Origin of the sequence: Paenibacillus sp. FSL L8-0494 (assembly GCF_038003695.1) — a bacterium.
In the GTDB taxonomy this organism is placed as follows: Bacteria; Bacillota; Bacilli; order Paenibacillales; family Paenibacillaceae; genus Paenibacillus_AQ; species Paenibacillus_AQ odorifer.
In genome coordinates this window covers 4418398-4440186 of sequence record NZ_JBBOPQ010000001.1, presented here as the reverse complement: position 1 = coordinate 4440186, position 21789 = coordinate 4418398, and the positions used below count along the sequence as shown (strand labels likewise).

Here is a 21789-nt window from a genome sequence, read left to right as displayed (position 1 = left end):
TTGGAACTGAGTGGAGGAAATTATGTCTAACAAACGCAAGTGGACAACAACCCGTAAAATTCTGACGAGCATTGGTCTTGTCTTAGGCGCAGCTATTATAGGGATTGGAGTATATGCAGGGTATTTATATAAAAAGACGGATGATGCGATACAGCGTATGGCAGCTCCAGTCACCATCCAGCCCACAGCTGCTCCAGAGGAAAAAAAGGAGACGGTATCGGTTGAACCTATGATTTTTCTGCTAGCCGGGGTAGATAGTCGGGATGGCGGTGGTGGAGTAATGAATACCGATGTTCTGATGCTTGTCAGCTTCAATCCGGACACGAAGTCGACGAGTTTCTTATCTTTACCACGGGATTTGTTGCTAAAACCTAAATCGTTGCCTTCCCGCAAAGCCAATTATTATTATGCTTATCATTACATAAAAGACAAAACAGAGGCTATTCCAAATACAAAAGAGTTCTTCAGCAATTTGCTCGGTCTGCCGATTGAGCACATGGTTGTGGTGAATTTTGATGTGTTGCAGAAGACCGTGGATTTGCTTGGCGGACTGACTATAGATGTCGATATGGATATGAAATATACCGATACGGCAGATGGTACACACATCGATTTAAAGAAAGGCTTGCAGAAGCTGGATGGCAAACAAGTTCTTGATTTTGTACGGTACCGTAAATCGAATCAAGGAACGGCTGAATCCTCCGATTTCCAGCGCAATGATCGGCAGCAGCAAGTAATCAAGCAGATTCTGGATAAGCTAGGAAATTTCCAAGGCGTGTCCCAATGGGGAAATGTATTGGATATCATTGGTGAAAATGTGAAGACGGATATTCCTCAAGCAGATCTGCAGCAGTGGTTATTCAACTTCCCTAAACTTAAACCAGAGCATATTAATTCCTTACATGTGGAATCTCTTTGGAAAAGTCCGTATGTCTATGTGAATAAAGAGGATCTAAAACAAGCACTTACTACTCTGAGTACGGAAGCAGGCGTCAGCTCCGAAAGCTCATTACACTTGGAGAATGTTGGGACTGTGGATTAACATCAACAAACTGCTCTTAGGAGCAGTTTTTTTGTAGCTTTCTGCCGGCTGTGAGTTTATGTAGAAAATAAGGTGAAAGAGTTTTTTACCTCGTATTGAGCTTCCAATTAATAGTATAATAAGAACTCGTAGGAGTTATTTCAATATGTTGTAGAGAGCTTATCCACAATAACTTTATGCGAATACATACTCATATTTTTTTGAGGAATAAGGAGATGAGAGCATGACTGTAAAAACTACAGCGGAACAAATCCGCATTATCGAATACGATTCTTCTTATGCTGGGGCGGTCGCAGAAATGTGGAACCGCAGCAACGAAAGCTGGGGCGGAGGCACTAATCAGAGAACTGAGGACAGTGTGCGCCGTGAGATGGAGATCTCGTCCAATCTTAATGCCTTTCTTGCCGTTGATGGCAAAGAGGTAGTCGGCTTCTGCAGCTTCGCCCACTACCGTCAAGATGAAGGGGCTTTGTATGTCCCGCTATTAAATGTGCGCCCCGATTATCACGGATACAAGGTTGGCCGCAATCTGATTCTGAACGCTGTTCGCCAAACAATAGAAGCGGGCTGGCCACGTCTTGATCTGTTCACTTGGGCAGGTAATACGAAAGCCGTACCGATGTATAAGAAATGCGGATTTTTTTGGGAGAAAAATGAAGATTACGTCCATCTGATGAACTTCATTCCAACTGTATTGCAAACGGAAGCACTTGCTCCTTATTTTGAAGAACTGGATTGGTATGCAGACAGTACCCGTGAACTTCCCATCCAGCCAGATGGCCGCCAGGAGCGTGGCTTTGATTTCTTTGATTATACTTGGCAAAAGGGAGAACTCTCCTTGCGGGCGGAATTCGAGAAGACTGGCCGCGGTCTGACCGCTCTTGATACACCAGACTATGAAATCTCTACGGAAATTGATGATCATGATCTTGTGTTTGGTTCGACCTACAAGATTCGCTATCGCATCAAGAATCGTTCGACGTCTGAGCTGGCCATTGAGATCGAAGGCCAGAACGATAAAAATATCCGTTTTGCTCTATCTGCTGCGCGAATACTCGCTCCAGGTGAAACGGTTATCGTGGAAGGTGATTTTGAGCTTGATTCAGTTCGGGAAGAACAGAACGATAAGAAGACACACCCCGTTGTTATGAGCAAGTGGATCATCGGTGGCAAGCGTGCGGAATTCCGCATTGGCGTTGCTCCTAAATTTCCACTCAAAATGAAGATAGCGCTGCCACACCGGGAATTGTATCTGGGTCTTCCTTCGGAACTGTACCTTAATGTGGAGAATAATTTTGCTGCAGAAGCAGAATTTTCTTTTGATTTGCCCGAAGACGAATTCCTGATGTGGGCGGACCGTACAGTAAGCTTTACTGTTCCAGCTAAGAGTAAGGCTTCTATTCAAGTACCCTTTACCCTAAATTCATACGGTCTTTATTCACAGGCTATTGAGGTAACGGCCGTTCCGGTTGGAGAGAAGGCAGTCACCTTTATCAGCAAGCTATCCGTTCTAATGAAGGGAACGCATGGCCGCTTTGGCGGGGAAAACGGGGATCAGTGGGTGGCGGTGAATGGCGCCTACTCTATTCATCTTAATAATACCGACAATGGAATGTGGATTGAATATCCCGGCTCGAGCCATAATTTCTGGTTGACCCATCCGAAGTTAGGCAAGCCATTCGCAGAAGAATTCTCTAAGAAACAGGCCAAAGAAGTAAAGATCTATTCTGAAGGGGAGAGTCAGGTTCTCGAAGCTCTTTACGAGTCGGAAGAATTTCCGGGTCTTGAGATAAAAAGAGTGGCTAAGCTATTTGCCAACGGAATCGCTGAGTTTTATAGCGAGGTCTGCAATACCAATAGTGATATCCTGGAAGAAGACATGTATCTGTTGACGAATTTCGGCTTTTTCGGTAAACAGCTTATCTTGCCATATCAGGGCCAATACGTGGACATGGGCGATGCTTACTCAGGCGATCCAAGTCTTTGGGACAGTGCACAAATTACGGAGAACTGGTTGTTCTGCAAGGAAGAGAACGTCACATGCGGAATCTGCTGGGATCCTTCGCTAAAATTACTTCGCCCGGAATACCCGCTTGGGCTGGAGCATAATCTTGGCCGAATCTCCGCTGGAGATGTCGTACGGACAAAAACTATGATGTTTGCTCTTAACACCTTCCTTAAGTGGTCGGAATTTCGCGCCTTTGCCCTAAAACAGCAGAATTCGGTCATACCGGTGTTGGATGACCATCTTGAGCTAACGCTCGGCGGTGGAAATCCGTTTGCGGCAGGGGCACTTCATGCCGAGCTAATCGAACGAAAGATGACACCGCTTGATGGAAGCCTTGAATTGTATGTACAGGCTGATGGAGAAGAGGAGCGAAGTGTCGCTGAGATGGAGTTGCAAAGAGGACAAAATTTGCACTCCGCAGGTTTTGAACTCTCTACTGAGGATACAGAATCACCAGAACACAACGAATCTGGCCGTAAGGTCCGGGTCGTCTATCGCGGTGAGGACCGCATTCAAGAGCGAACAGGCCTCTGGTTTCCACAAACGGAAACAAGCGTTGTTTGTGGGATAGAAGAAGGACCTGCGGGTCCCATTTACACAGTGACCAACGGAGTTCTATCTATTGCAGCTGCTCCTGATTTCGGCAGTGTTGTGCATTCCTTGAAGCACCGAGGAGAAGAGTGGTTGGACAGCACCTTTCCGAAAGCAGAACCACGCTCCTGGTGGAATCCTTGGCATGGTGGACTCGGTGTGGGTATTTCTGGAATAGGCGGATTTAGCCGGTTGCAGGAGCCAAGAAGCGCAGCTTGGACGGAGCAGATGGATGATCACGGCAACGTCTGGAAGGGTTTGAGACTGACCACTTCGATGGAGAAGCAGGAAGCAAACCGGGGGATCACGATCAATCAGCATTACCTCATGCTGCCCGGAGTTCCTGTGCTCTGTGTGTTGATTTCAGTAACCAATGAAAGTGGAATGACGCTGCCGCATTATTCGCTATCCGAGGATAGTTACTTTAAGCCTTCACCAATCTATTCGGAAGGCTGGATGGAGCTCCCAGAGGAAGGCAACTTCCCTATCGGGAAGGTCGAAGCCCATCTGGAATCCAAGGGGCTTATCCGAATCGGTGCAACTTCGCGTAAAGACATGCTGCATGTGGTGCATAGTTATCCTAATCAGAGAGCTATGTCTTACGTGAACAATAAGGTATTCACATATGGTGTGAATCACCATCTACTACTTCTGAACGGAGAAACCGCTTGGACACAGCCGACCTTCATGATCATGGGAGAGCTCGCTCTGGATCCAGAGGTAATTCGTAATCTTATGAAGGTGACCTTTGCTAGTGCTTCTGACAAAAAGGAGACTATAAATGCCAATCATTGATATTCACATACATCTGTCGGACATCGATAGCTTTCATCAGACAGCACAGGACCTCTCCAAAGTTGATTACACAGCTGCTGGGCTCAAAGCGGAGTTTGACAAGAACGACGTTGTTCTCGGCATTGGAATGGGGGTCACGGAGCAGACGAAGGGTGCCTTTCCTGACTCTGCCTCTCCCAATCCGATGGGTCTCGATTTGGAAGATAGTGTGCCGCCATTCTTAATGGAATGCGTGGGTATTAATCCGAATATGCTCGGAGGAAAGGATGCTTTGGATGAGCTGGACCGAATTGAGGCACGGCTGCAAGCTCCTGAGGTAGCTGGTATTAAGCTTTATGCCGGGTACTATCATCATTACGTTTATGACAAAATCTACTCGCCGATCTATGAGCTGGCGGCCAAGTACGGCACGCCTGTGGTTATTCATACCGGTGATACGTATTCGATGAATGGATTGCTTAAGTATGCGCATCCGCTTACTGTGGACGAACTAGCGTTCCAACGGCGCGACGTGAACTTTATGATCTGCCATTTAGGCGATCCATGGGTGATGGATGCTGCCGAAGTGGTCGCCAAGAATCCGAACGTCTATGCCGATTTATCTGGTCTCGTTGTTGGTGATCGGCCTCATTTTCAGCGGTTCATGAGTGAACCCCTGTTTATGGATCATTTTCGCCGGGCGCTGGTATACTCTGATCACTATGAGAAAATGCTGTTCGGTACGGATTGGCCACTCGCGCCTATAGACCTGTATGCGGAGTTCGTCCGCCGGCTTGTGCCTGAGCAGCACCACGAGAAAGTATTTTATGAGAATGCCTTTGCATTATTCCCACGCATCGAGCAGAGAATTGCAGCGCTCTGAGCGGAGCGGGACAGTATTTTTGAAGCGCAGGAAAATAATATAATTACGAACAAGCCATCCTTAGTTAGTACTAAAGGGTGGCTTATTTTTGCATTTGTATGAAACCATGCCTATTTTTAGATTGAGTTTCCAAATTTTAATCTTCCTTTTCTTTACTTAACAGATCAGCTAGCTCAACCGAATTCTTATTTCTTAAATCCAGCATCTTTTCGCTATTGCTGGCTTTAATCAGGAAACCATCTTTCGTTTTAAAATCCATATAAAGGCTGAATCCGGCCACCTTTGAATTAGCGTAAGTAACAGTCATTCGATAAGTTGGTTCACCCACATCAACAGACCCGCGTACTTTTTTTACAGTTCTTATAGCATCTTCGAAGATTTGAAGGCTTTCACGGTCAGTATAAGTGATTTCTGTTGTTTCGGATACAAGATTGACACTAACGATCTTTTGCGTGGGTCTGACTAATACAAATAATAAAATCAGTAAAATTATCAGTGAAAATGATAGAATACTAAATTTTTTCATAACCGACCTCCTTACTTAAGAATAATGCAGACCAATCACTTAGTTTCCAAAATAGTTATAAATTTCAGCTGAGTGTGCGTTGGTTATCTCATTGTTGGAATCTTATAAAAGTTCCTAGGGTTCTATTTATTATTTGCTACTGGACTGGTGAAACCTTTATTAAAATAATAAACGTCTAAGAATGTATACATTTTTTAGAAATAATGTGCTTGCTTTTTAATTATACATTTGTATAATTATTGTATTACACAAATGTATAACAAGGAGAAATAGGGATGAATAACAAAATCAAACGCTTGCCAGATGCTGAACTGGAAATTATGCTGGTGATTTGGCGAGCCGAGAGTTGGGTTAGCTCCTCTTACATTTTGAATCAACTGGGGGATAAACGTAAGTGGGCGCTTGCAACTTTGATGACAGTGCTGTCACGGCTGGTTGAAAAGGGCTTTCTATCTTGCGAAAAAGAAGGGCGGAGCAACCGTTATCTCGCTGCAATTTCTGAGACAGATTATAAAGAGAGCGAAGGGAAGTCTACGCTTGAAAAGCTTTTTGGCAACTCTGTGCAGGATATGGTAATGTCCTTATACAACGGGAAGGCGATTGATAAAAGCGATCTTGCTGAGTTGCGGGAAATGCTCGATAGAGTAGATAAGGAGGAATCCTGATGATAACAGGTCTTTTTACAGATTTTCTGGTTATTTCTGTGACCATAAGTTTAGTTATTATCGGCTTAATCACATTAACTCCCTTGTTAAGAAAACATTATTCGGCTAAGTTGAGCTATTGGATATGGTTGATCCTAACCCTGCGATTATTGTTGCCATTCAACTTTTCCTTTACCAATCCTCCTGTGGCGATTCAGCTACCCGAAGGTCAGGCCATAGCAACTGTCTTTCAAAGCTCAGTGTCCCAGAATTTGCAGGCGGATACGTCAGTAATCTCTCAGCCGGTCCAGACAGGGGATGTAAGCCATATCCCTTCTATAACTAATATCTTAGCGTACATCTGGGTTACTGGAGCTATGCTTTTTTTAGGGTATCATTTGCTTAGTTATTTCTTTTTCAGAAAACAGGTATTACGTTGGAGCAGCCCTCTTCAGAGAGAGGATATGTTCTCCAAGCTCAAACAAGTCGCTAAAGAAATGCATGTAACACCCGCCATTCCGGTTCTGATAAGCAGTAAAGTTCCGAATCCGATGCTAATGGGTTTTTACAAGCCAACACTATTCTTGCCGCATGATCAATATAGTGAGGAAGAGCTGGAGTTTATCTTAAAACATGAGCTGGTCCATTACAAAAGGCATGACATCATATATAAGCTGTTGCTACTGATTGTGCAGGCAGTGCATTGGTTTAATCCATTGGTTTGGTTCATGGCACGCGAAGCTGTCCGCGAAATTGAAATTTATTGTGATGACACCGTTGTACGTAAGCAAAATGCAGCATATCGAAAGAAATACTGCGAAGCTATTTTATCGGTTATGCAAAGTAATGCTACTCGGCATGTAGCTTTATCAACGAATTTTGCAGGAGGAAAACACTCGATGAAGCAGCGATTCGGCAGTATTTTAAATATGAAAGAAAAACGAAATGGAGTAGGCGCATTTCTTGCGGTCTTAATGGTGGTTGGTGTAACAGCAGTGCTAGCAGCCTGTACGAACCTAACCGGACAATCTACAGATACGGCGCTCAAACCAGGTACTATTTATTCCTACAGCTCTAGTGGAGAACAAGTTGTTGTGCATGACGCTGGGAATGCGTATTCCATGGACGAGGATGGTAATGTCTCTGTCTCCTATCGGAAAGGGGAGATCCAAGCGCCAACACCTTTAAAACTTGATACGACTGGAACAGAAATGGGGATGGGGAGAGCGGATACCGGATTTTATATCTCCGAGGACAAAACTGCAATTGTATATGGATTTGCGAATGGTAAAGAATCCCCTCTACATGTATTAATCAGCGATGACATGGGGAAATCGTGGAATAACTACAACATTGAAGGTGCTAAGGGGTATGATGCCAAGTTCATCGGGTTTACTGACAAGCAAAATGGTTGGATCGTCTCCGGAGGTTCTGCAGGCGTGGGACGTTCGCTAAATTATGTATACCAGACCTCTGACGGCGGGAAGACATGGACGGAGCTTGGAAATCCTAACGATTTATACGCGGAAAGTTTAGCCGGGGCAGGGTTTTCTAACAAGGATATCGGATTCTTGGGGTTCAGATATTATGAAGATAATGGGCCTGTTATTTATTGGACCAAAGATAAGGGTAAGTCATGGGAAAAGCTCGTGGTATCCCTACCGGAAACCTTTAATGAATATCAAAAAACGCCGCTTTCACCTATTTTTAATGGAAAAGAAGGATTGTATCCTATTCTGCTCAGCAAAGAGGGCAAAACTGTAGGTACCATCTATCTGTCGAGTAAGGACAACGGCCTGAAGTGGACGTATGATTCAGCATATGATCAATTGGGCGATTCTAAATAAGAGCAAGTGGAGCAGGGGGTGGTCTACAAAGATCCCGCCCCTTTTTTATATGGAGGGCTGACGATTTTAATATGTAGTGGCTTTTAATTGTATTTCGTACAGCTATTTTCGCTCGAAAAACTCGCTCCTGAAGATAGTTGTATTTTGTACACCTATTTTTTAGTTTTTTGCCGCTAAAGCTGATAACTGTGGTTTTTAATTGTATAGAATACAGTTAAAGTGAGAAGTTAGCCTTTTACAGACGAAATAAGTGTATAGAGTGCAGTTATCTCATAGGTTGCATAAAGTTACAGCGATTTTTCTCCGAGGGTTGCCCAAAGAAGACCTTAAAGTCGGATAGCTACGATTTATCATTATCTGCTTAAACTTCCGCTACAAACCAAAAACACCAGGCAGAGCTTCTCCAATAATCGGATAGTCAATGCCTGGTTGTCTTTTTACTATTTTTTTAATAACGAGACTTTATTTGAATCTATCATCATCTGCTTTAGTATAACGCCTCGTCACCGATAAAAGAGGAATAAATTACTTTTTCCAGCCTCCACCGCTATGTGAGGAGGACTCTACATAGTCTACGTTGATTTTGCCAGTGCTCGTTCCTACCTCAGTGTTGAAATTATATTGTCGCAGGTTCCAATCATCGAAGGTTCCCTGCCAGTCATTATCTACGATGAAGGTGTAACGTGTTGTGGCGGAATTAGTGCCTCGAATATGAGAGCAGACTGCTCGTGATCCGTAGATACCCATTTTATAGCCTTTGGAATTTTTAGTACTGCTGTCTAGCACTGATTTTATGCCTTGAAAATAAGGTACTATATTGTTTGTGATTTCGGTAGAGGTCATATCGCGGTCTATGGCAAAATAAATCGGAGTGCTGCTGGTTTGTCCCAAATCACTTGCTAAGCCTACAGCCGTTTCAGCATCTTTAACACCATTGGCTTTCGTAAAATGATCGAGCGATTTGCTGATTTGATAAAGGGATATGATATATAATCCCCCATCTGAAATCCGTGTAATCTCAGCTGAGGTGAGACCATCCTGATATCCTTCGACGCGATTCAAATATCGGCAAACGAATGTGAATTTATTATTTTTAAGTGTAGTTAATCTTGCTGCTGTTACATTTGTAGCTGTATCACAACCTAAAGCCATTGTAATTGCCTTCTTTCAATTATTTTGTTTAAGGTTTGGCGCCAACCTCCCTATCAATATATGAGAAAACTTTCACAGATTCTTGGGGGAACCACGAAATGAGAGAAAAAGAGGCAGATTGAGAGGATTAATAGAAGGAGAGACTTTGATCGCTTATTTTACTTTCATTATGGATGGAGGCGGGAAAGGTACGAGCGCTGCACTAGTAAAGGATGGGATTACTTATGTATCAGCTAGTCACTGGGAAGCGGCAGGGTTGAAGGTTGTATGGGATAAATCGCATCAAAGAGCGGAGTTTACTGGATGGGGAAAAAAGATAGCCGTTCGTATTGGAAGTAAACAGGGGGTTTATATCTAACAGATTCCGCAGGACAAACTCGCTTGCTAACGAACCTTGGTTCGCAGTTATTCGATGCTGTTCAATTCGATTTTCAGAAGACGCCGAAAGGTCTAATCTATCTAACCGTAACAGATGTTTACGGAGAACCACATATCAATAATAAATGGTATACCATGATTATTAAGGATGGAATGGTCATTCGCCAGGAATGGACAAGGATTTTCTGCTGATTCGGTCCAATCAACAAGGTTTCTTTATGATAATAGATCGTAAAACAGATGCCAAAACATTATTGTACAAGGCACTTCTTGACGAAGAGCAGCAAAAATATGCCGAAACAAACGACCTTCCTTTTTTTGGAGATAACCTGAAGTTCCTGAAAAGAGAAGGGGATGCCCTGCTTTTTAATAATGAATATGTACAAGACGGTAAGGTTTATAAGTTTACGCTGGACGGTTCATAATGGGGAGGCTGAGTGGCGTCTCCGCAGGTTATCATAGTAAGATTTGATCCCAAGGTTTAAGAACCTTGGTTTTTTTGCTAACTAGAATAGTATAAGATCATGCTTAAACGGGTCAATGATTGTCCTGGATTATAATATACATGGGGTTTGTCTGCGTTAAACGTGATAGAATCACCAGATTTTAATAGATATTCATTATCATTGACACGCAAAGACAATTCACCATCAAATACAGTGATTAATTCTTCAGTTCCTTCCATATGTGGATTGGCATCAAGGTATCCACCTTCGTCTATCTCGACTGTATAACCCTCAAATCGTTTGCTTTCATCAAATGGGAAAGATGGATACACTCGATATTTTCCGTTGTCTTCAAGCAGTGGTTGAATCTCATTTCTTAATGTTATTCTTGTGTCAGGTTTTGGGTAATCTATCAGCGTAGAAAATGAAGTTTTTAATCCATTAGCGATCTTCCAAATGGTTGTAATGGTAGGTGCTGATTCGCCTCTTTCGATTTGACCAATCATTGTTTTGCTTACTCCTGTTAATTCTGCCACCTTTTCCAGGCTTAAATCTTTACTTCTTCTAATCTTTTTTATATTCTCCGCAATGATTTGATTTATCTCTTCCACGGTAATTCTCCACTCCCTATTTACTTTATAACGACCAAAATATACAATAAAACGCACATGAGGACGTTATAACGTTCGATAAATACATTATAACATACAAAAAGGGAAGGGGAGAAATAAGTTAGTGATTGTTTCTTTGTTTTTATATGCATTTGTTGCAAGCTTTACTCCGGGACCTAATAACATTATGGCAATGACTTTTGCTAACCAGTTTGGTTTACGAAAAACAATGAGATTCTGTTTAGGAGTGGGTACAGGTTTTTTCGTGATCATATTGTTATGTTGCTATTTTAATATACTTCTGATTAATTTTATCCCTAAGATTGAATCTATTATGGCTGTGATAGGCGGAGTCTACATGTTTTATTTAGCATTTAAAATTATTACAAGTAAACATCAAGAAAATGATGGAAGTGGCGATAAACACAACAGCTTTATTGCGGGTATGCTTTTACAATTTATTAATCCAAAAGGGATATTATATGGAATCACAGTTACATCTACATTTATTCTTACCTCTCATTCTTCCTATTTTAGCTTATGGAGTTACTCTATAGTCTTAGCTCTCATAGGTTTTATGGGCACTTTTAGTTGGTGTTTATGTGGTTCTCTTTTCAAAAAAATGATATCTAAATATAGAAGTCAATTTAATATACTGATGGGATTGTTGTTAGTGTATTGTGGAGTTTCGATAGTGATAGGATGAATAAATGAAGCCTCATGTCAATAACGCCATAACATTGAACCGGCTTGATAACCTGATCCCAATGTCCAAAATAACAAGTTATCGCCACGTTTGATCAAACCATGTTCAATTGCACAATATAAGGCCAGAAAGGGACTGCTTGTGCCAGTATAGCCATATTCGTCGGCTACATAAATAATTTTATGCTGATCCAGGTTCAGCTTAGCCTGAAGTAATTTAATATTAGCCAATGTAAATTGTGAAAAACAAAAAACTTGTATATCCTCGAATGTTAGGTGATGTTTGTTCAATAATTCAACAATAGATGTTTCCGCAAATCGTACACTGTCTATTCCGCTGAATCTCCCCCAGTGTAAGTAGCGGTGTTCAGCCCCATCACGCAAAGACTTAGCCAATCCTTGAGCGGGGTACACAATTTCTTCTGTAAAACGGCTGTCCGAAAGATACCTTACGTCAATTAATCCACTCTCTGAATGGTCTTTTTCTAAAATGAGGGCTACGGCGGCATCGCCAAAAATTGAATATGTTATTGGATGTGATGGATCAGCCCATAAATTTAAAAAATCCGAACCGATAACCAACGCTCTATCTCTATCAGGATCATCGTATAAAGTACGAGCAGCCTGTTCAACCGCAATAAACATTCCTATACAATTCCCATTCAAGTCATAGCAAAGCGTATCATCTTTACCTTTGATAGCTTTGTGAATAAGCAATGAATTCGTTGGTGATAGATATTCCGGAGTTGAGCTGGAAAAAAGAATCAGGTCTATATCTGCAGATTTCAATGAAGCACCATCAATTGCTTGTTGAGCGGCATTAATCGCCATCGTCAACGAGTTCTCCTTCGTTCCTTCAATAACATGGCGGTTTTTTCTGCCTGTCTTTTTAAGAATCCGCTTAATATCTATGCCTTGCTTTTGAAAATGGTCAATAAAATATTGGTTGTTAATCACTCTTTCAGGACAATAAATGGAGACTTGTTTTATCGAGATACCTTCTAACATAGCATGATCACCCCTTGTAATAATTTTGCAATCACATTACATTAAGTAATCTAAAAGTATCTGTTTACCTAACAACGCCTGCTCATTTCTATAAGCTTGTTTGTCCAAAAAAATTTGTGATGTTATAGTTTATTATCTTAATAAAGCATAACACTAATTAGTAAAAAATTCTATAAATTCCTAAAAGTGTAACAAAATCAACGAATCTAATATATCCACTAAAATTAAGTCCACAGCAACCATGTTGCGGGTGGACTTTTTTGCTTTTTATATTTTTGAATTAGGGATGAATAAATCAGTGGTACTTTACAAAAACTTTATTCGATTAAGTCACTACTTTGCCAAATCAGGAGGGGTTCTTATTAAACCATTTATCGTTATAGTAGCGCTATTACTCGTTACTGCTTGTTCGGGTAATAACTCGGCCAACAACCAAATGACTACTCAACAAACGAAGGTTGACAATCATGCTCGTAAAACTACTTCAACGTCAACTTTAACGCAAGCATCTTCCATTTCCACGGAGAATGCAGGGAATTCAACAATTAAGACTAAACAAGTTCCTGGCGATGTAACGAAATGGCTGGATGGGTTCATCCGCACCAATCCACCTACAGGAGGCACAACAGACCAAACAACGTATCCGCAGCAGTCGGCCAAACCACAATATTCTGCAAATCCGCAACATTCTGCTGTCCCGCAGAAGTCTGCAAATCCACAACCATCCGCCAATACATCCCAATCAGTACAGCAAGTATTGGATCTTGTGAATAAAGAAAGAACGAATGCAGGCTTGAAGCCCCTTAGTTTAAATAGCGAACTTTCGAAAATGGCTTTGGCTAAAGCGCAGGATATGTATGACAACAATTATTTTGACCATCAGTCTCCTACGTATGGATCTCCGTTTGATATGATGAAAGCCTTCGGAATCTCATACAATTCAGCAGGGGAAAACATCGCCAAAGGTCAGTCGAGTGCAGAAGAAGTAATGAACCAATGGATGAACAGTCCTGGTCATCGTGCCAACATCCTGAATAGCAGCTTCACAGAAATTGGAATAGGTTACTATAACAGCGAGTGGGTTCAAGAATTTATTGGTTAGTGCGATTAAAGTAATAAACTTAACAGGGGTGTCCTAATAAGCTAAAAGTGGCTGTAGGGCATCCCTACTTTTCTGAAGTCTGCAAAATGAGATAGGGGATATTGAATCCGTATAGAACGGGTTATTTTTTGTGTTTTTTTATATGATAACGAATGAAAGTGACCAATAGAATCAGAAGAAATGGCAGGGTGTAAGCTAGGTTAGTGATCAAGGGCCATGTAATATTCACGATTTCCTCAAGCTCAGACTCTTGTGTGTAAGTCGTTACAGATAACAGCAGGCAAACAAAAGCAAGAGGGAAAACAATTAAACGTTCATCCTTCAATCTCAGAAGCTCCTTTAGTACTTTAATAAGAATAAGCAGCAGGATAGAAGCCTTGAAATAGAAGCCGATAATGAGTGAAAAACCAATCACGGATTCGATTCTTTCAATGGTTTCCTGAAAATAAATGAGTCTCGCCAACTGATATAATGAATATTTTAAGCTGCCGGACAGTGGTCCCAGTACCATAATACTGCTAATGACAGAAGCAATTAACGTCAGGGCATTGATGATGAGTGCAAGATACATTTGTTTTCCCAGTTTAGAATTGTCTTCTTTACGCACGAACGGTAAAATCATCGAAAAAACGATAAGCTCGGAATAGGGAAAGCCATAGACTACATATGCAGCGCTTAGGATAGGCCTAAATCCATCAGGCATGATGGGCAGTAGGTATTCGGGATGATATAACCCTGCTACGAGTATCCAGACTAAGATGATAAATCCGAACATTAGTGACATTAGGACGGCTGCCATGCGGGCAATCACTTCGATTCCAGCTAGAGCTGTCATCGCAATCGTTATAAAAAACATGGTATTTACCGCGTAAGTGGGCGTTTCTTTTAACATCGTACTTTTGAAAAAGGTTCCGATCTCAATTACAATTCCTGCGACATTCCAAAACAGCACACAAGTGAAAGGAATTAGGAGGACAAGGGTCAGTCCGTTTCCAAGTACGGAGCGGCTTTGTTCCACAAGCGAAAGATCTGGCGCTCGTCGGTTCAAATATAGAATGCCGGAAAGCAGAAGCATTCCTATGGCCGAGGCGATTAAGAGGGATATCCAGGCTCCGTTGCCGGCAAAGTTAGTTAATGATGCAGGGACGATGACGATTGAGGAACCGGTCATAAAGAAGAGAAACAGCATGGACATTTGGATCGAGCTAACACGTTCTTGCTTATTCATACGTTCCTCCTCATTCTTTAAGCTTATGAAATGGTTGGGTTGATCCAATGGACGATGTGCTCAGCTGGAGCCGTAAGTAAATTGAAGATGGAGTCTAAATTGGGCCATGGCTTAGCTGCAATAAAGATAAATCCGAGATAAAGTACGGGTAGTAATAATACTCCATAAACTACTCGATCGCGGATGGAGGCTTGCCTAAACCTTGGAATGTCATGGGCTAGCATAGCGGAAGCTAATAAGAGGACGCAGATTATTTTTCCCACCATAGCTACTTCTCCTTTGTTCCGAATATTGTACCTGAGTTCATTCCAGTGCTTAACACTTTGACATCAACGTTGATATCGAACTGAGTCTGGGCGAATGTATCCTTCCATTGAGGCTCTAGTTGTTTCCACAGCTGCGGATTTTTCCGGTAAATCTGATTGCCAATTCCGAGTGCGTCGATCTTTTTTGTTTTCAAAAACTTGGTTGCATGCTCAACCTGTTGTTCAACCTGAGTTATGACACGCTGCTCAAAAAGCTTCATGTCCTTATTGTTTTTTAAATGTGAGCAACGTAATTCTCCGATCATCCCTTCAATAGCAATTTTTACACCGACGGATACAGAACCATTTTTCACGGTTGGAGTAAGCGTACTGTTGAAGGTAAGCACTTCAAGCGTTTCTTTTTTTCGCAGCGGTTCTTCGGTTTCATCCGGGCAAGGAAATTCTAGTACTCCATAGATATATCTATCCGTCAGCATCATGAATGCTTCTGTATCCTTTTCCTTTAGGATGTCAATCATTTTCCCGTCATGGATTACAGCCAGCCCAGATATCAATGGTTTATGATCCAAACTGGTCTTATGCAGGTAAGGGATGATGGAAGTATTGGAGGGGCTACACATTTGTATAGCCAGCTCATAGAGAGGAATCTTGGAAGTTTTTGCGGCATATAGAGCACCGCTCGTCTCCATTCTCTTATACTGTTGACCAATGGTCTGCTCGATAAACGGGTTGATATCTAAAAATGGTGCCGCAGATTGCTCAGCGATGAGAGGAAGAACGGTACCACGCGGTTCTTGATCTCTGGAGAAAAAATCAAGCACCTCCCGGATGTTCGAGGTTCTGGCTAGTTGCTCCCCGATTAATATGACACGCATATGATCCCATTTGGCTTTTCGACCAAATTTTGCCGGGATCTCCCTTATTGCTTCAAAAAAGGTTTCTCCACTTGTAACAATATTAATTCCCTTCGACGCTGGATCCCCTGCTTGTCCCATTTCTATTTTGGTGGAAGGATTATAGAAATGTGTCGTGATCACAATCCCATTGTCTTCGCTTTGGTCAATGGCGACCGCCTGCACATACCCATACTCGTCCAATTCTTTATTATCCCAGCATCCGCTAGTTAGAGTGAGTACAAGAAGGGAAATTAGTATGGTAGTAAGTCGCTTCACTATATCTACTTCCTTCCTGAAGTCTTTTTATATAGGTGTCGATTCCGTGGTGAATGAAGCAGCAGTCTTCTCGGAAGTAGAAAAATAGAATCACGTACTCTTTTGAGATCTAGCGGAGCTAACGAGTCTAAATACGGTTCTCCTAAAGAGCGCAAGGTAGCCAGATGGAGGTAAATTAGAATAAAACCGACCATGATGCCAAGTCCTCCGAACGTTGCCGCGAGAATCATTAAGGGAAACCGTAAAATCCGCAGCGCAATTGCCATATTGTATTGAGGTAGCGCAAATGAGGCAATGCCCGTCAAAGCGACGACAATGACCATGACCGGAGAGGCAATCTGCGATTGAATAGCCGCTTGTCCAATGACCAATGCCCCAACGATACTGACGGCCGATCCAATCGGTCTGGGTAAGCGTATGCCCGCCTCTCTCAAAAGCTCAAAGAAAAACTCCATGATCAAAGCTTCAACCATAGCCGGAAAGGGGATTCCTTCGCGTGTGTTTAGAATGGCAAGCAGCAGAACCGTGGGAATTAGTTCGGAATGGAAGTTGGATAAGGCAATATAGGTACTGGGTAACAGCAGGGCGATGATGAAGGCAGCGACCCTAATCAATCTTATCAATGATGAAAAAATGGTTCGGTAGTAATAATCTTCGCTATTCGTAAAAAACTCCATGAAATTCCCGGGACAGATCAGAATGGAAGGACTTCCGTTAACCATAGCAATAATCTTCCCGTCTAGCAGAGCTGTTATAGCTGTATCCGGTCGTTCTGTGTAGCGGACTTGTGGAAATGGTGAGTAGAGAGAATCACCGATCCACTCTTCGAGATAGGAGACGTCAAGAATTTCTTCCTGATCAATACTTGCTATACGTTGTTTGAATTGATTTAATGCTTCTGGTTTCACCACTCCATCCAGATAACCATAGGACAACGTTCTTTGAACCTGCTTACCAGAGGTAAAGAACTCGAACTTAAGATTAGTAGATTTCAGCAAACTACGAATAACACCTATATTACGCTCTAAGCTTTCTATAAAGCTGACGTGGGGACCTTGAACAGTAGGCTCTGAAATGGGCTCAGAGGTTTGGCGCTGTTCTACATCAAAGGCATAATAGGCAACGGCTTTTTGCCAACCTGTAAAGAAAAGGACAACTTTCCCATCAAGAATCCCCTTAATGGCTTGACCGATATTGTCCATTAATTCAAGCAGCGGTGATGAAACACCATTTTTTTCAAAATAAGAGATGACATCTTCAACGGTTACGTCCAAGGTGGGCCCCAGCTCATGCGGAACTATATTTTGCAAGACATCTTTAAAATAATTTGTAGGGTCAGACTTAGTAAGTGTATTGAAATAGACGGATGAGGCTTCATACTTAAGATCCGGGCCATAATGCCATGGAATAACCTTTAGGTCTGAGCAATTGGCAAAACAGTCATTAATAATCTGCAAGTTGTCTTCGAGAGACGCAGAGATAGCATGGGAAAAAAGATCCTTCATTGAAAGCTCATTTTCGGCTTCGATTTGAGGGGGCACCTTAGGATTAGACGGAGGCGTCTTGGCGTTAAAAAATTTCCGCATGCAATTCTCCTTAAATAAATTAGATGTTAAGTGTGATTTTTATCTTCTCCCTTATTTAGGAATTTATTCGGAAGATAGAGATAGATCAAATTCTTCGCAAAATGAACAATTGGAACTGGCTCATGGAGGAGTTGCGATGTTATAATGAACATAATTTTTTCAGGAGGTGCTCCTTGTGACCCATTCCATTCGTTTATGGTAGTCCGTGGTGCAAGACAAGTGGACTCATTCATTTTTTTGAGATAAGGAAATGAGTTTATTTGTGATGTGCCTGTTTCAGTGTGCCTATGCTCATGGAATGAGTTTATCTAAGTTTTTAATCAAAGGAGATGACCTTATGCAAATACAATGGAAAAAAGCCTTCGCCCTTATTTTTAGCGGACAGATTTTCTCGATTCTCACGAGTTCGATGGTTCAATTCGCGGTGATCTGGCACTTGACGGAATCGACAGGGTCAGCGGCAGTTTTGATGATTGCTGGGTTGGCAGCGTTTTTGCCGCAAGCGGTCTTGGGTCCTTTCGTAGGGGTTTGGCTGGATCGTTGGAATCGTAAAATAACAATGATTATTGCTGATAGCGCAATAGCGCTTTTCAGTCTGATATTAGGTATTTATTTCATGTGGGGGGAACCGGGACTTGGTTTTGTGTATGTCATTCTGAGCTTGCGTTCGGCGGCTTCGGCCTTTCATGCCCCGGCTTTTCAGGCGGCTGTTCCGTTGATTGCACCTGAAGAAGAATTGACAAGAGTCGCGGGCTGGCAGCAGATGGTGTTCTCTTTCTCGAATGTAATTGGTCCTGCACTTGGGATAGCGGTTTACTCGGCAACTTCGCTTGGGGCGGTATTGCTACTCGATGTGGCCGGGGCTTTGATTGCGAATCTGATGCTGTTCATGGTGAAGATCCATCAGCCTAAAGTGCAGGCTACAGCTGCGCCGTCTTTCGTTCAAGAATTCCGATTGGGCTGGAACGCACTCATTCAAGCGAAACCCATTGTGTTGATTACGGGGGCTACTGCGGTGTTTAGTATCGCATTTATGCCGCTGGCGACACTGTTTCCTTATATGACTTTGTCTCATTTTGGCCGTGGAGGATACAGTGCCAGCCTGGTGGAAGCGGTGTTCAGCATCGGGATGATTTTAGGTGGTCTGCTATTGTCGATGTTCTCATCAAAATGGAGCGACATTAGCTATATGAGCGTAGGTCTGCTAGTCATCGGTCTTACCTGTGTGATCAGTGGTTTGATTGGTCCGAATGCATTTGTGATCTTTGCCATTCTCTCGTTCTTCATGGGCAGTGCGGCACCCTTCTTCAATGGTCCCTTCATGGCGATGATCCAGCGTTCTTTTGAACCCGAGATGCTTGGGCGTGTCATTTCACTTGTGACCAGCATTATGATGTTGTCTTCGCCAATTGGACTGCTGTTGGCAGGACCTGTAGTGGATCGATACGGAGTGCAGCTATGGTTCCTCGGTTCAGGAATTGTGGTGATGCTGACCGCTCTGTTTATTTTCATCCAGTTTCGGCGGCTGGCGTCCGCGATTCCGATGAATTGATTAGGGTAAAAACTTTCCTATGAAAAGAGTTTATTGGCCGGTCCGAGAGGATCGGCTTTTTGGCGGTTCTTCATATTTTTCCAAATTATAATATGATAGAATTACGTTCACTTGGAGGGATACATAATATGAATCTTAACATTGCTATCTGTGACGATCAGAGGCAAGATGCCTCGCGGTTGGAAGAATTACTCAAGAAGCAGATGACTAGCCTGCAAGGGATGACCGCCTCTATTGAGATTTATGAATCAGGCCAAACCCTGCTTCAGACAATGACGTCTACCGCATACGATATAGTTTATCTGGATATGGAGATGCCCGAGTATAACGGTATAGAAGTTGCAGAGAAGATCCGGCTCAAAGATGCCAGGATATTAATTATTTATGTCACCAGCCATACAAGTTATATGAGAAGAAGCTTTGCGGTTCATCCCTTTCGCTATTTGCTGAAACCTATTGATGAACATGAACTGCAGACCGCCACAGTCAAAGCCATTCAGCAATGCTTGCAAAGAAACAATGTGCTGACATTCTCAATCCATCATATGAGCTATAATTTAAGGGTAGATGATATTATGTATATCACGGTAGAACGAGGTAAAAAGTTGGTCCTTTATACTGAACAAGAGACTTACTCGTATTATGGCAAACTGGGAGAGTTGGAAGGACAGCTGGGATCACATGATTTCTGTCGCGTACATACGGGATTCCTAGTAAATTGGCTGCATGTTCGTTCTTTAAGCAAGGAACTTATTCAGCTGAAGAACGGGGTGGAACTTCCAGTCAGCCGCAGTAAAAGTTCTGATTCTTTACGGTCATACCATGCCTTTATAGAAAAGAGGCTCTTAAGATAAATGTCTTTCATCCGGGAGATTAGTCCTTACTTTTTTGGTGTATTTATGCTCATCCTTATATATGTTCCGCAAGGGGTCACATTTTATATTTTTCTCAAGAAATTTCTAATCCTGAACAGGAGCAAAAAGTCATTTATAGGCTGTCTTATTATCTTTTATATGGTTAAATCGCTTACTGCTGCTAGCTTATCTCTAGTTGATTCGGTCATCCTTCACCTGATTGTGTATAGTCTGATTACTATTGTTTATTTCCGCGGCAGTGTGCTACAAAAGCTGTTCTTTAGCAGTTTCTATACAGTGTTTACGGTTGTTATTGAAATGCTGGTATGGTATGGGATTCAGCATATCCCGCTCAATACCGGTGGAATAAATGAAGCTAATTTTTTGTGGTTATCTTTTTCTTTCCTATTTGTTATCTTGCTAAGCATCATGTTATGTCTGCTATTGTTGCGGTTATTCAAAGTGGACACCACTACGTTATTGTCGAATCAGGATTGGGCTGTGTTGAATCTTGTTTCGGCGGGTTCTTTGCTTATTATTATTGTGAATCTGAGACATTCCAGTGATAAACCTTTTAATATTCCGCTTGATTTTGTATTCATCCTGCTTGGGATTCTTGTAATTAATGTGGCTGTAATGTTTATATATCAAAAGTTAATGAAACGGATGCAGATCGAATTCCATAATCATGTGCTTCAGCAGCAAGTGAAGGATTACACGAGTAAACTGAAAGATAATCAGGAAGCACAGCGTTTGCGGCATGATCTGAATCATGTGCTGATCCTTATTCATTCTCTGCTGGATGAAGGCGCTTTAGAAGAAGCCAAGCGATATATTGCAGAGGTTGCTTCGACACAGGAGGCGGGAGAAAAGTTTATTTCTTCTGGAAATATCGCTATTGATGCCATTTATAATGAGAAATTCGCAAAAGCTGAGCTACATCAAGTTACAATGCAATCTCATTTTCGCATCCCGCAGGACCTGTCACTTGCAGGCAAAGAGGTTGATATTGCAATTATTCTAGGCAATGCATTAGATAATGCAATTGAAGGGGTTCAGAGATTACCAGAGTCAGAGCAGAATGTTATTGAGCTGGAAGTAATTTATACCGAAGGGTTATTGGTGATTTCTTTAAAGAATCCTGCATCTCTGCTTACAGAGGACGGGCAGGGCTCTTTTTTGTCCAGCAAGCGGAACTTTGGGAGTAGAGGGTTCGGAATCGAAAGCATTGAGTATGCGGTTCAACAGCTTCAAGGAAGCGTCAGTTTCAGATATGAGAATGGGCAGTTCATGATGTTGGCGGTATTACCACTGCCTGAGTAGCAATCCGAAACCAACTACTCCACCTAACCTGCAAGTTACGGTCTCTTCCCGCGGGCAAGCAGCGGTCCATGATATATTGAGGCTGTTCTTA

The 21789-nt window shown here is 42.3% G+C and carries 21 protein-coding genes; 13 read left to right on the top strand and 8 right to left on the bottom strand.

Annotated elements, in window-relative coordinates; translation table 11 throughout:
• The first annotated feature begins 22 nt into the window (after positions 1 to 22).
• The 3 genes from NYE35_RS20150 (at position 23) to NYE35_RS20140 (ending at position 5298) form a co-directional block, all read left to right on the top strand.
• Positions 23 to 1042 carry an LCP family protein gene (locus NYE35_RS20150; RefSeq protein WP_036688825.1) on the top strand — a complete coding sequence of 340 codons (1020 nt, stop codon included), beginning with the start codon at positions 23 to 25 and terminating at the stop codon, positions 1040 to 1042.
• 223 nt (positions 1043 to 1265) lie between these two features.
• The gene (locus tag NYE35_RS20145; RefSeq protein ID WP_341121959.1) at positions 1266 to 4436 is read left to right on the top strand and encodes a GNAT family N-acetyltransferase; all 3171 of its coding nucleotides are present in this window, start codon (positions 1266 to 1268) and stop codon (positions 4434 to 4436) included.
• Positions 4423 to 5298 carry an amidohydrolase family protein gene (locus NYE35_RS20140; RefSeq protein ID WP_341121958.1) on the top strand — a complete coding sequence of 292 codons (876 nt, stop codon included), beginning with the start codon at positions 4423 to 4425 and terminating at the stop codon, positions 5296 to 5298. Before NYE35_RS20145 ends, NYE35_RS20140 begins: the two co-directional genes overlap by 14 nt.
• Before the next feature lie 136 nt (positions 5299 to 5434).
• On the opposite strand, the gene NYE35_RS20135 is transcribed toward NYE35_RS20140, so the two are convergent.
• On the bottom strand, positions 5435 to 5824 hold the full coding sequence (locus NYE35_RS20135) for a hypothetical protein (protein WP_326047697.1): 390 nt from the start codon (positions 5822 to 5824) through the stop codon (positions 5435 to 5437).
• A gap of 275 nt (positions 5825 to 6099) precedes the next feature.
• On the opposite strand from NYE35_RS20135, the gene NYE35_RS20130 reads away from it, so the two are divergent.
• Together NYE35_RS20130 and NYE35_RS20125 are read left to right on the top strand one after the other, a co-directional pair.
• Positions 6100 to 6489: a BlaI/MecI/CopY family transcriptional regulator gene (locus tag NYE35_RS20130; RefSeq protein WP_036688814.1), complete on the top strand. Its 390-nt coding sequence runs from the start codon at positions 6100 to 6102 to the stop codon at positions 6487 to 6489.
• Entirely contained in the window at positions 6489 to 8315 is a 1827-nt protein-coding gene (locus NYE35_RS20125; RefSeq protein ID WP_341121957.1) for a M56 family metallopeptidase, read from the top strand. The genes NYE35_RS20130 and NYE35_RS20125 overlap by 1 nt, the downstream gene beginning before the upstream one ends.
• Positions 8316 to 8840: 525 nt before the next feature.
• Here NYE35_RS20125 and NYE35_RS20120 read toward each other — a convergent pair.
• Positions 8841 to 9467, bottom strand: coding sequence for a glycoside hydrolase domain-containing protein (locus NYE35_RS20120; protein WP_036688810.1), 627 nt, complete (start codon positions 9465 to 9467; stop codon positions 8841 to 8843).
• A 118-nt stretch (positions 9468 to 9585) separates the two neighbouring features.
• Here NYE35_RS20120 and NYE35_RS20115 point away from each other — a divergent pair, with 118 nt between their 5' ends.
• The 3 genes from NYE35_RS20115 to NYE35_RS20105 are packed head-to-tail and all read left to right on the top strand — an operon-like array spanning position 9586 to position 10270.
• Positions 9586 to 9825, top strand: a complete 240-nt coding sequence (locus NYE35_RS20115; protein WP_143760470.1) for a hypothetical protein — start codon at positions 9586 to 9588, stop codon at positions 9823 to 9825.
• 23 nt (positions 9826 to 9848) lie between these two features.
• Positions 9849 to 10037 carry a hypothetical protein gene (locus NYE35_RS20110; RefSeq protein WP_036688806.1) on the top strand — a complete coding sequence of 63 codons (189 nt, stop codon included), beginning with the start codon at positions 9849 to 9851 and terminating at the stop codon, positions 10035 to 10037.
• A 26-nt stretch (positions 10038 to 10063) separates the two neighbouring features.
• Positions 10064 to 10270: a hypothetical protein gene (locus NYE35_RS20105; RefSeq protein WP_341121955.1), complete on the top strand. Its 207-nt coding sequence runs from the start codon at positions 10064 to 10066 to the stop codon at positions 10268 to 10270.
• A gap of 77 nt (positions 10271 to 10347) precedes the next feature.
• On the opposite strand, the gene NYE35_RS20100 is transcribed toward NYE35_RS20105, so the two are convergent.
• Complete coding sequence (locus NYE35_RS20100; RefSeq protein ID WP_341121954.1) at positions 10348 to 10902, bottom strand: helix-turn-helix domain-containing protein; 555 nt, start codon at positions 10900 to 10902, stop codon at positions 10348 to 10350.
• 124 nt (positions 10903 to 11026) lie between these two features.
• Between NYE35_RS20100 and NYE35_RS20095 the strand changes: the two genes are divergently transcribed.
• Entirely contained in the window at positions 11027 to 11608 is a 582-nt protein-coding gene (locus NYE35_RS20095) for a LysE family transporter (protein ID WP_341121953.1), read from the top strand.
• 17 nt (positions 11609 to 11625) lie between these two features.
• Here NYE35_RS20095 and NYE35_RS20090 read toward each other — a convergent pair whose 3' ends face one another.
• Positions 11626 to 12615, bottom strand: a complete 990-nt coding sequence (locus NYE35_RS20090) for a ketoacyl-ACP synthase III (RefSeq protein ID WP_076141042.1) — start codon at positions 12613 to 12615, stop codon at positions 11626 to 11628.
• A 298-nt stretch (positions 12616 to 12913) separates the two neighbouring features.
• Between NYE35_RS20090 and NYE35_RS20085 the strand changes: the two genes are divergently transcribed.
• Positions 12914 to 13717, top strand: coding sequence for a CAP domain-containing protein (locus NYE35_RS20085; RefSeq protein WP_235219570.1), 804 nt, complete (start codon positions 12914 to 12916; stop codon positions 13715 to 13717).
• Between the two features lie 121 nt (positions 13718 to 13838).
• On the opposite strand, the gene NYE35_RS20080 is transcribed toward NYE35_RS20085, so the two are convergent.
• From NYE35_RS20080 to NYE35_RS20065, 4 genes are read right to left on the bottom strand one after another with little or no spacing between them, the layout of a single operon-like run.
• Complete coding sequence (locus NYE35_RS20080) at positions 13839 to 14945, bottom strand: GerAB/ArcD/ProY family transporter (protein ID WP_036688787.1); 1107 nt, start codon at positions 14943 to 14945, stop codon at positions 13839 to 13841.
• A 23-nt stretch (positions 14946 to 14968) separates the two neighbouring features.
• On the bottom strand, positions 14969 to 15211 hold the full coding sequence (locus tag NYE35_RS20075) for a hypothetical protein (RefSeq protein ID WP_036688786.1): 243 nt from the start codon (positions 15209 to 15211) through the stop codon (positions 14969 to 14971).
• A 2-nt stretch (positions 15212 to 15213) separates the two neighbouring features.
• Positions 15214 to 16383 (bottom strand): Ger(x)C family spore germination protein, encoded by a 1170-nt coding sequence (locus NYE35_RS20070; RefSeq protein ID WP_341121952.1) that lies wholly within the window; start codon positions 16381 to 16383, stop codon positions 15214 to 15216.
• A 5-nt stretch (positions 16384 to 16388) separates the two neighbouring features.
• Entirely contained in the window at positions 16389 to 17969 is a 1581-nt protein-coding gene (locus NYE35_RS20065; protein ID WP_235219569.1) for a spore germination protein, read from the bottom strand.
• 337 nt (positions 17970 to 18306) lie between these two features.
• Here NYE35_RS20065 and NYE35_RS20060 point away from each other — a divergent pair, with 337 nt between their 5' ends.
• The 3 genes from NYE35_RS20060 to NYE35_RS20050 all read left to right on the top strand — a co-directional run bounded on the left by NYE35_RS20060 (position 18307) and on the right by NYE35_RS20050 (position 21698).
• On the top strand, positions 18307 to 19521 hold the full coding sequence (locus NYE35_RS20060) for an MFS transporter (RefSeq protein WP_038572114.1): 1215 nt from the start codon (positions 18307 to 18309) through the stop codon (positions 19519 to 19521).
• Positions 19522 to 19649: 128 nt separating this feature from the next.
• Entirely contained in the window at positions 19650 to 20375 is a 726-nt protein-coding gene (locus tag NYE35_RS20055; RefSeq protein WP_341121951.1) for a LytR/AlgR family response regulator transcription factor, read from the top strand.
• Complete coding sequence (locus tag NYE35_RS20050; protein ID WP_094901135.1) at positions 20376 to 21698, top strand: sensor histidine kinase; 1323 nt, start codon at positions 20376 to 20378, stop codon at positions 21696 to 21698.
• Positions 21699 to 21789: the final 91 nt, after the last annotated feature.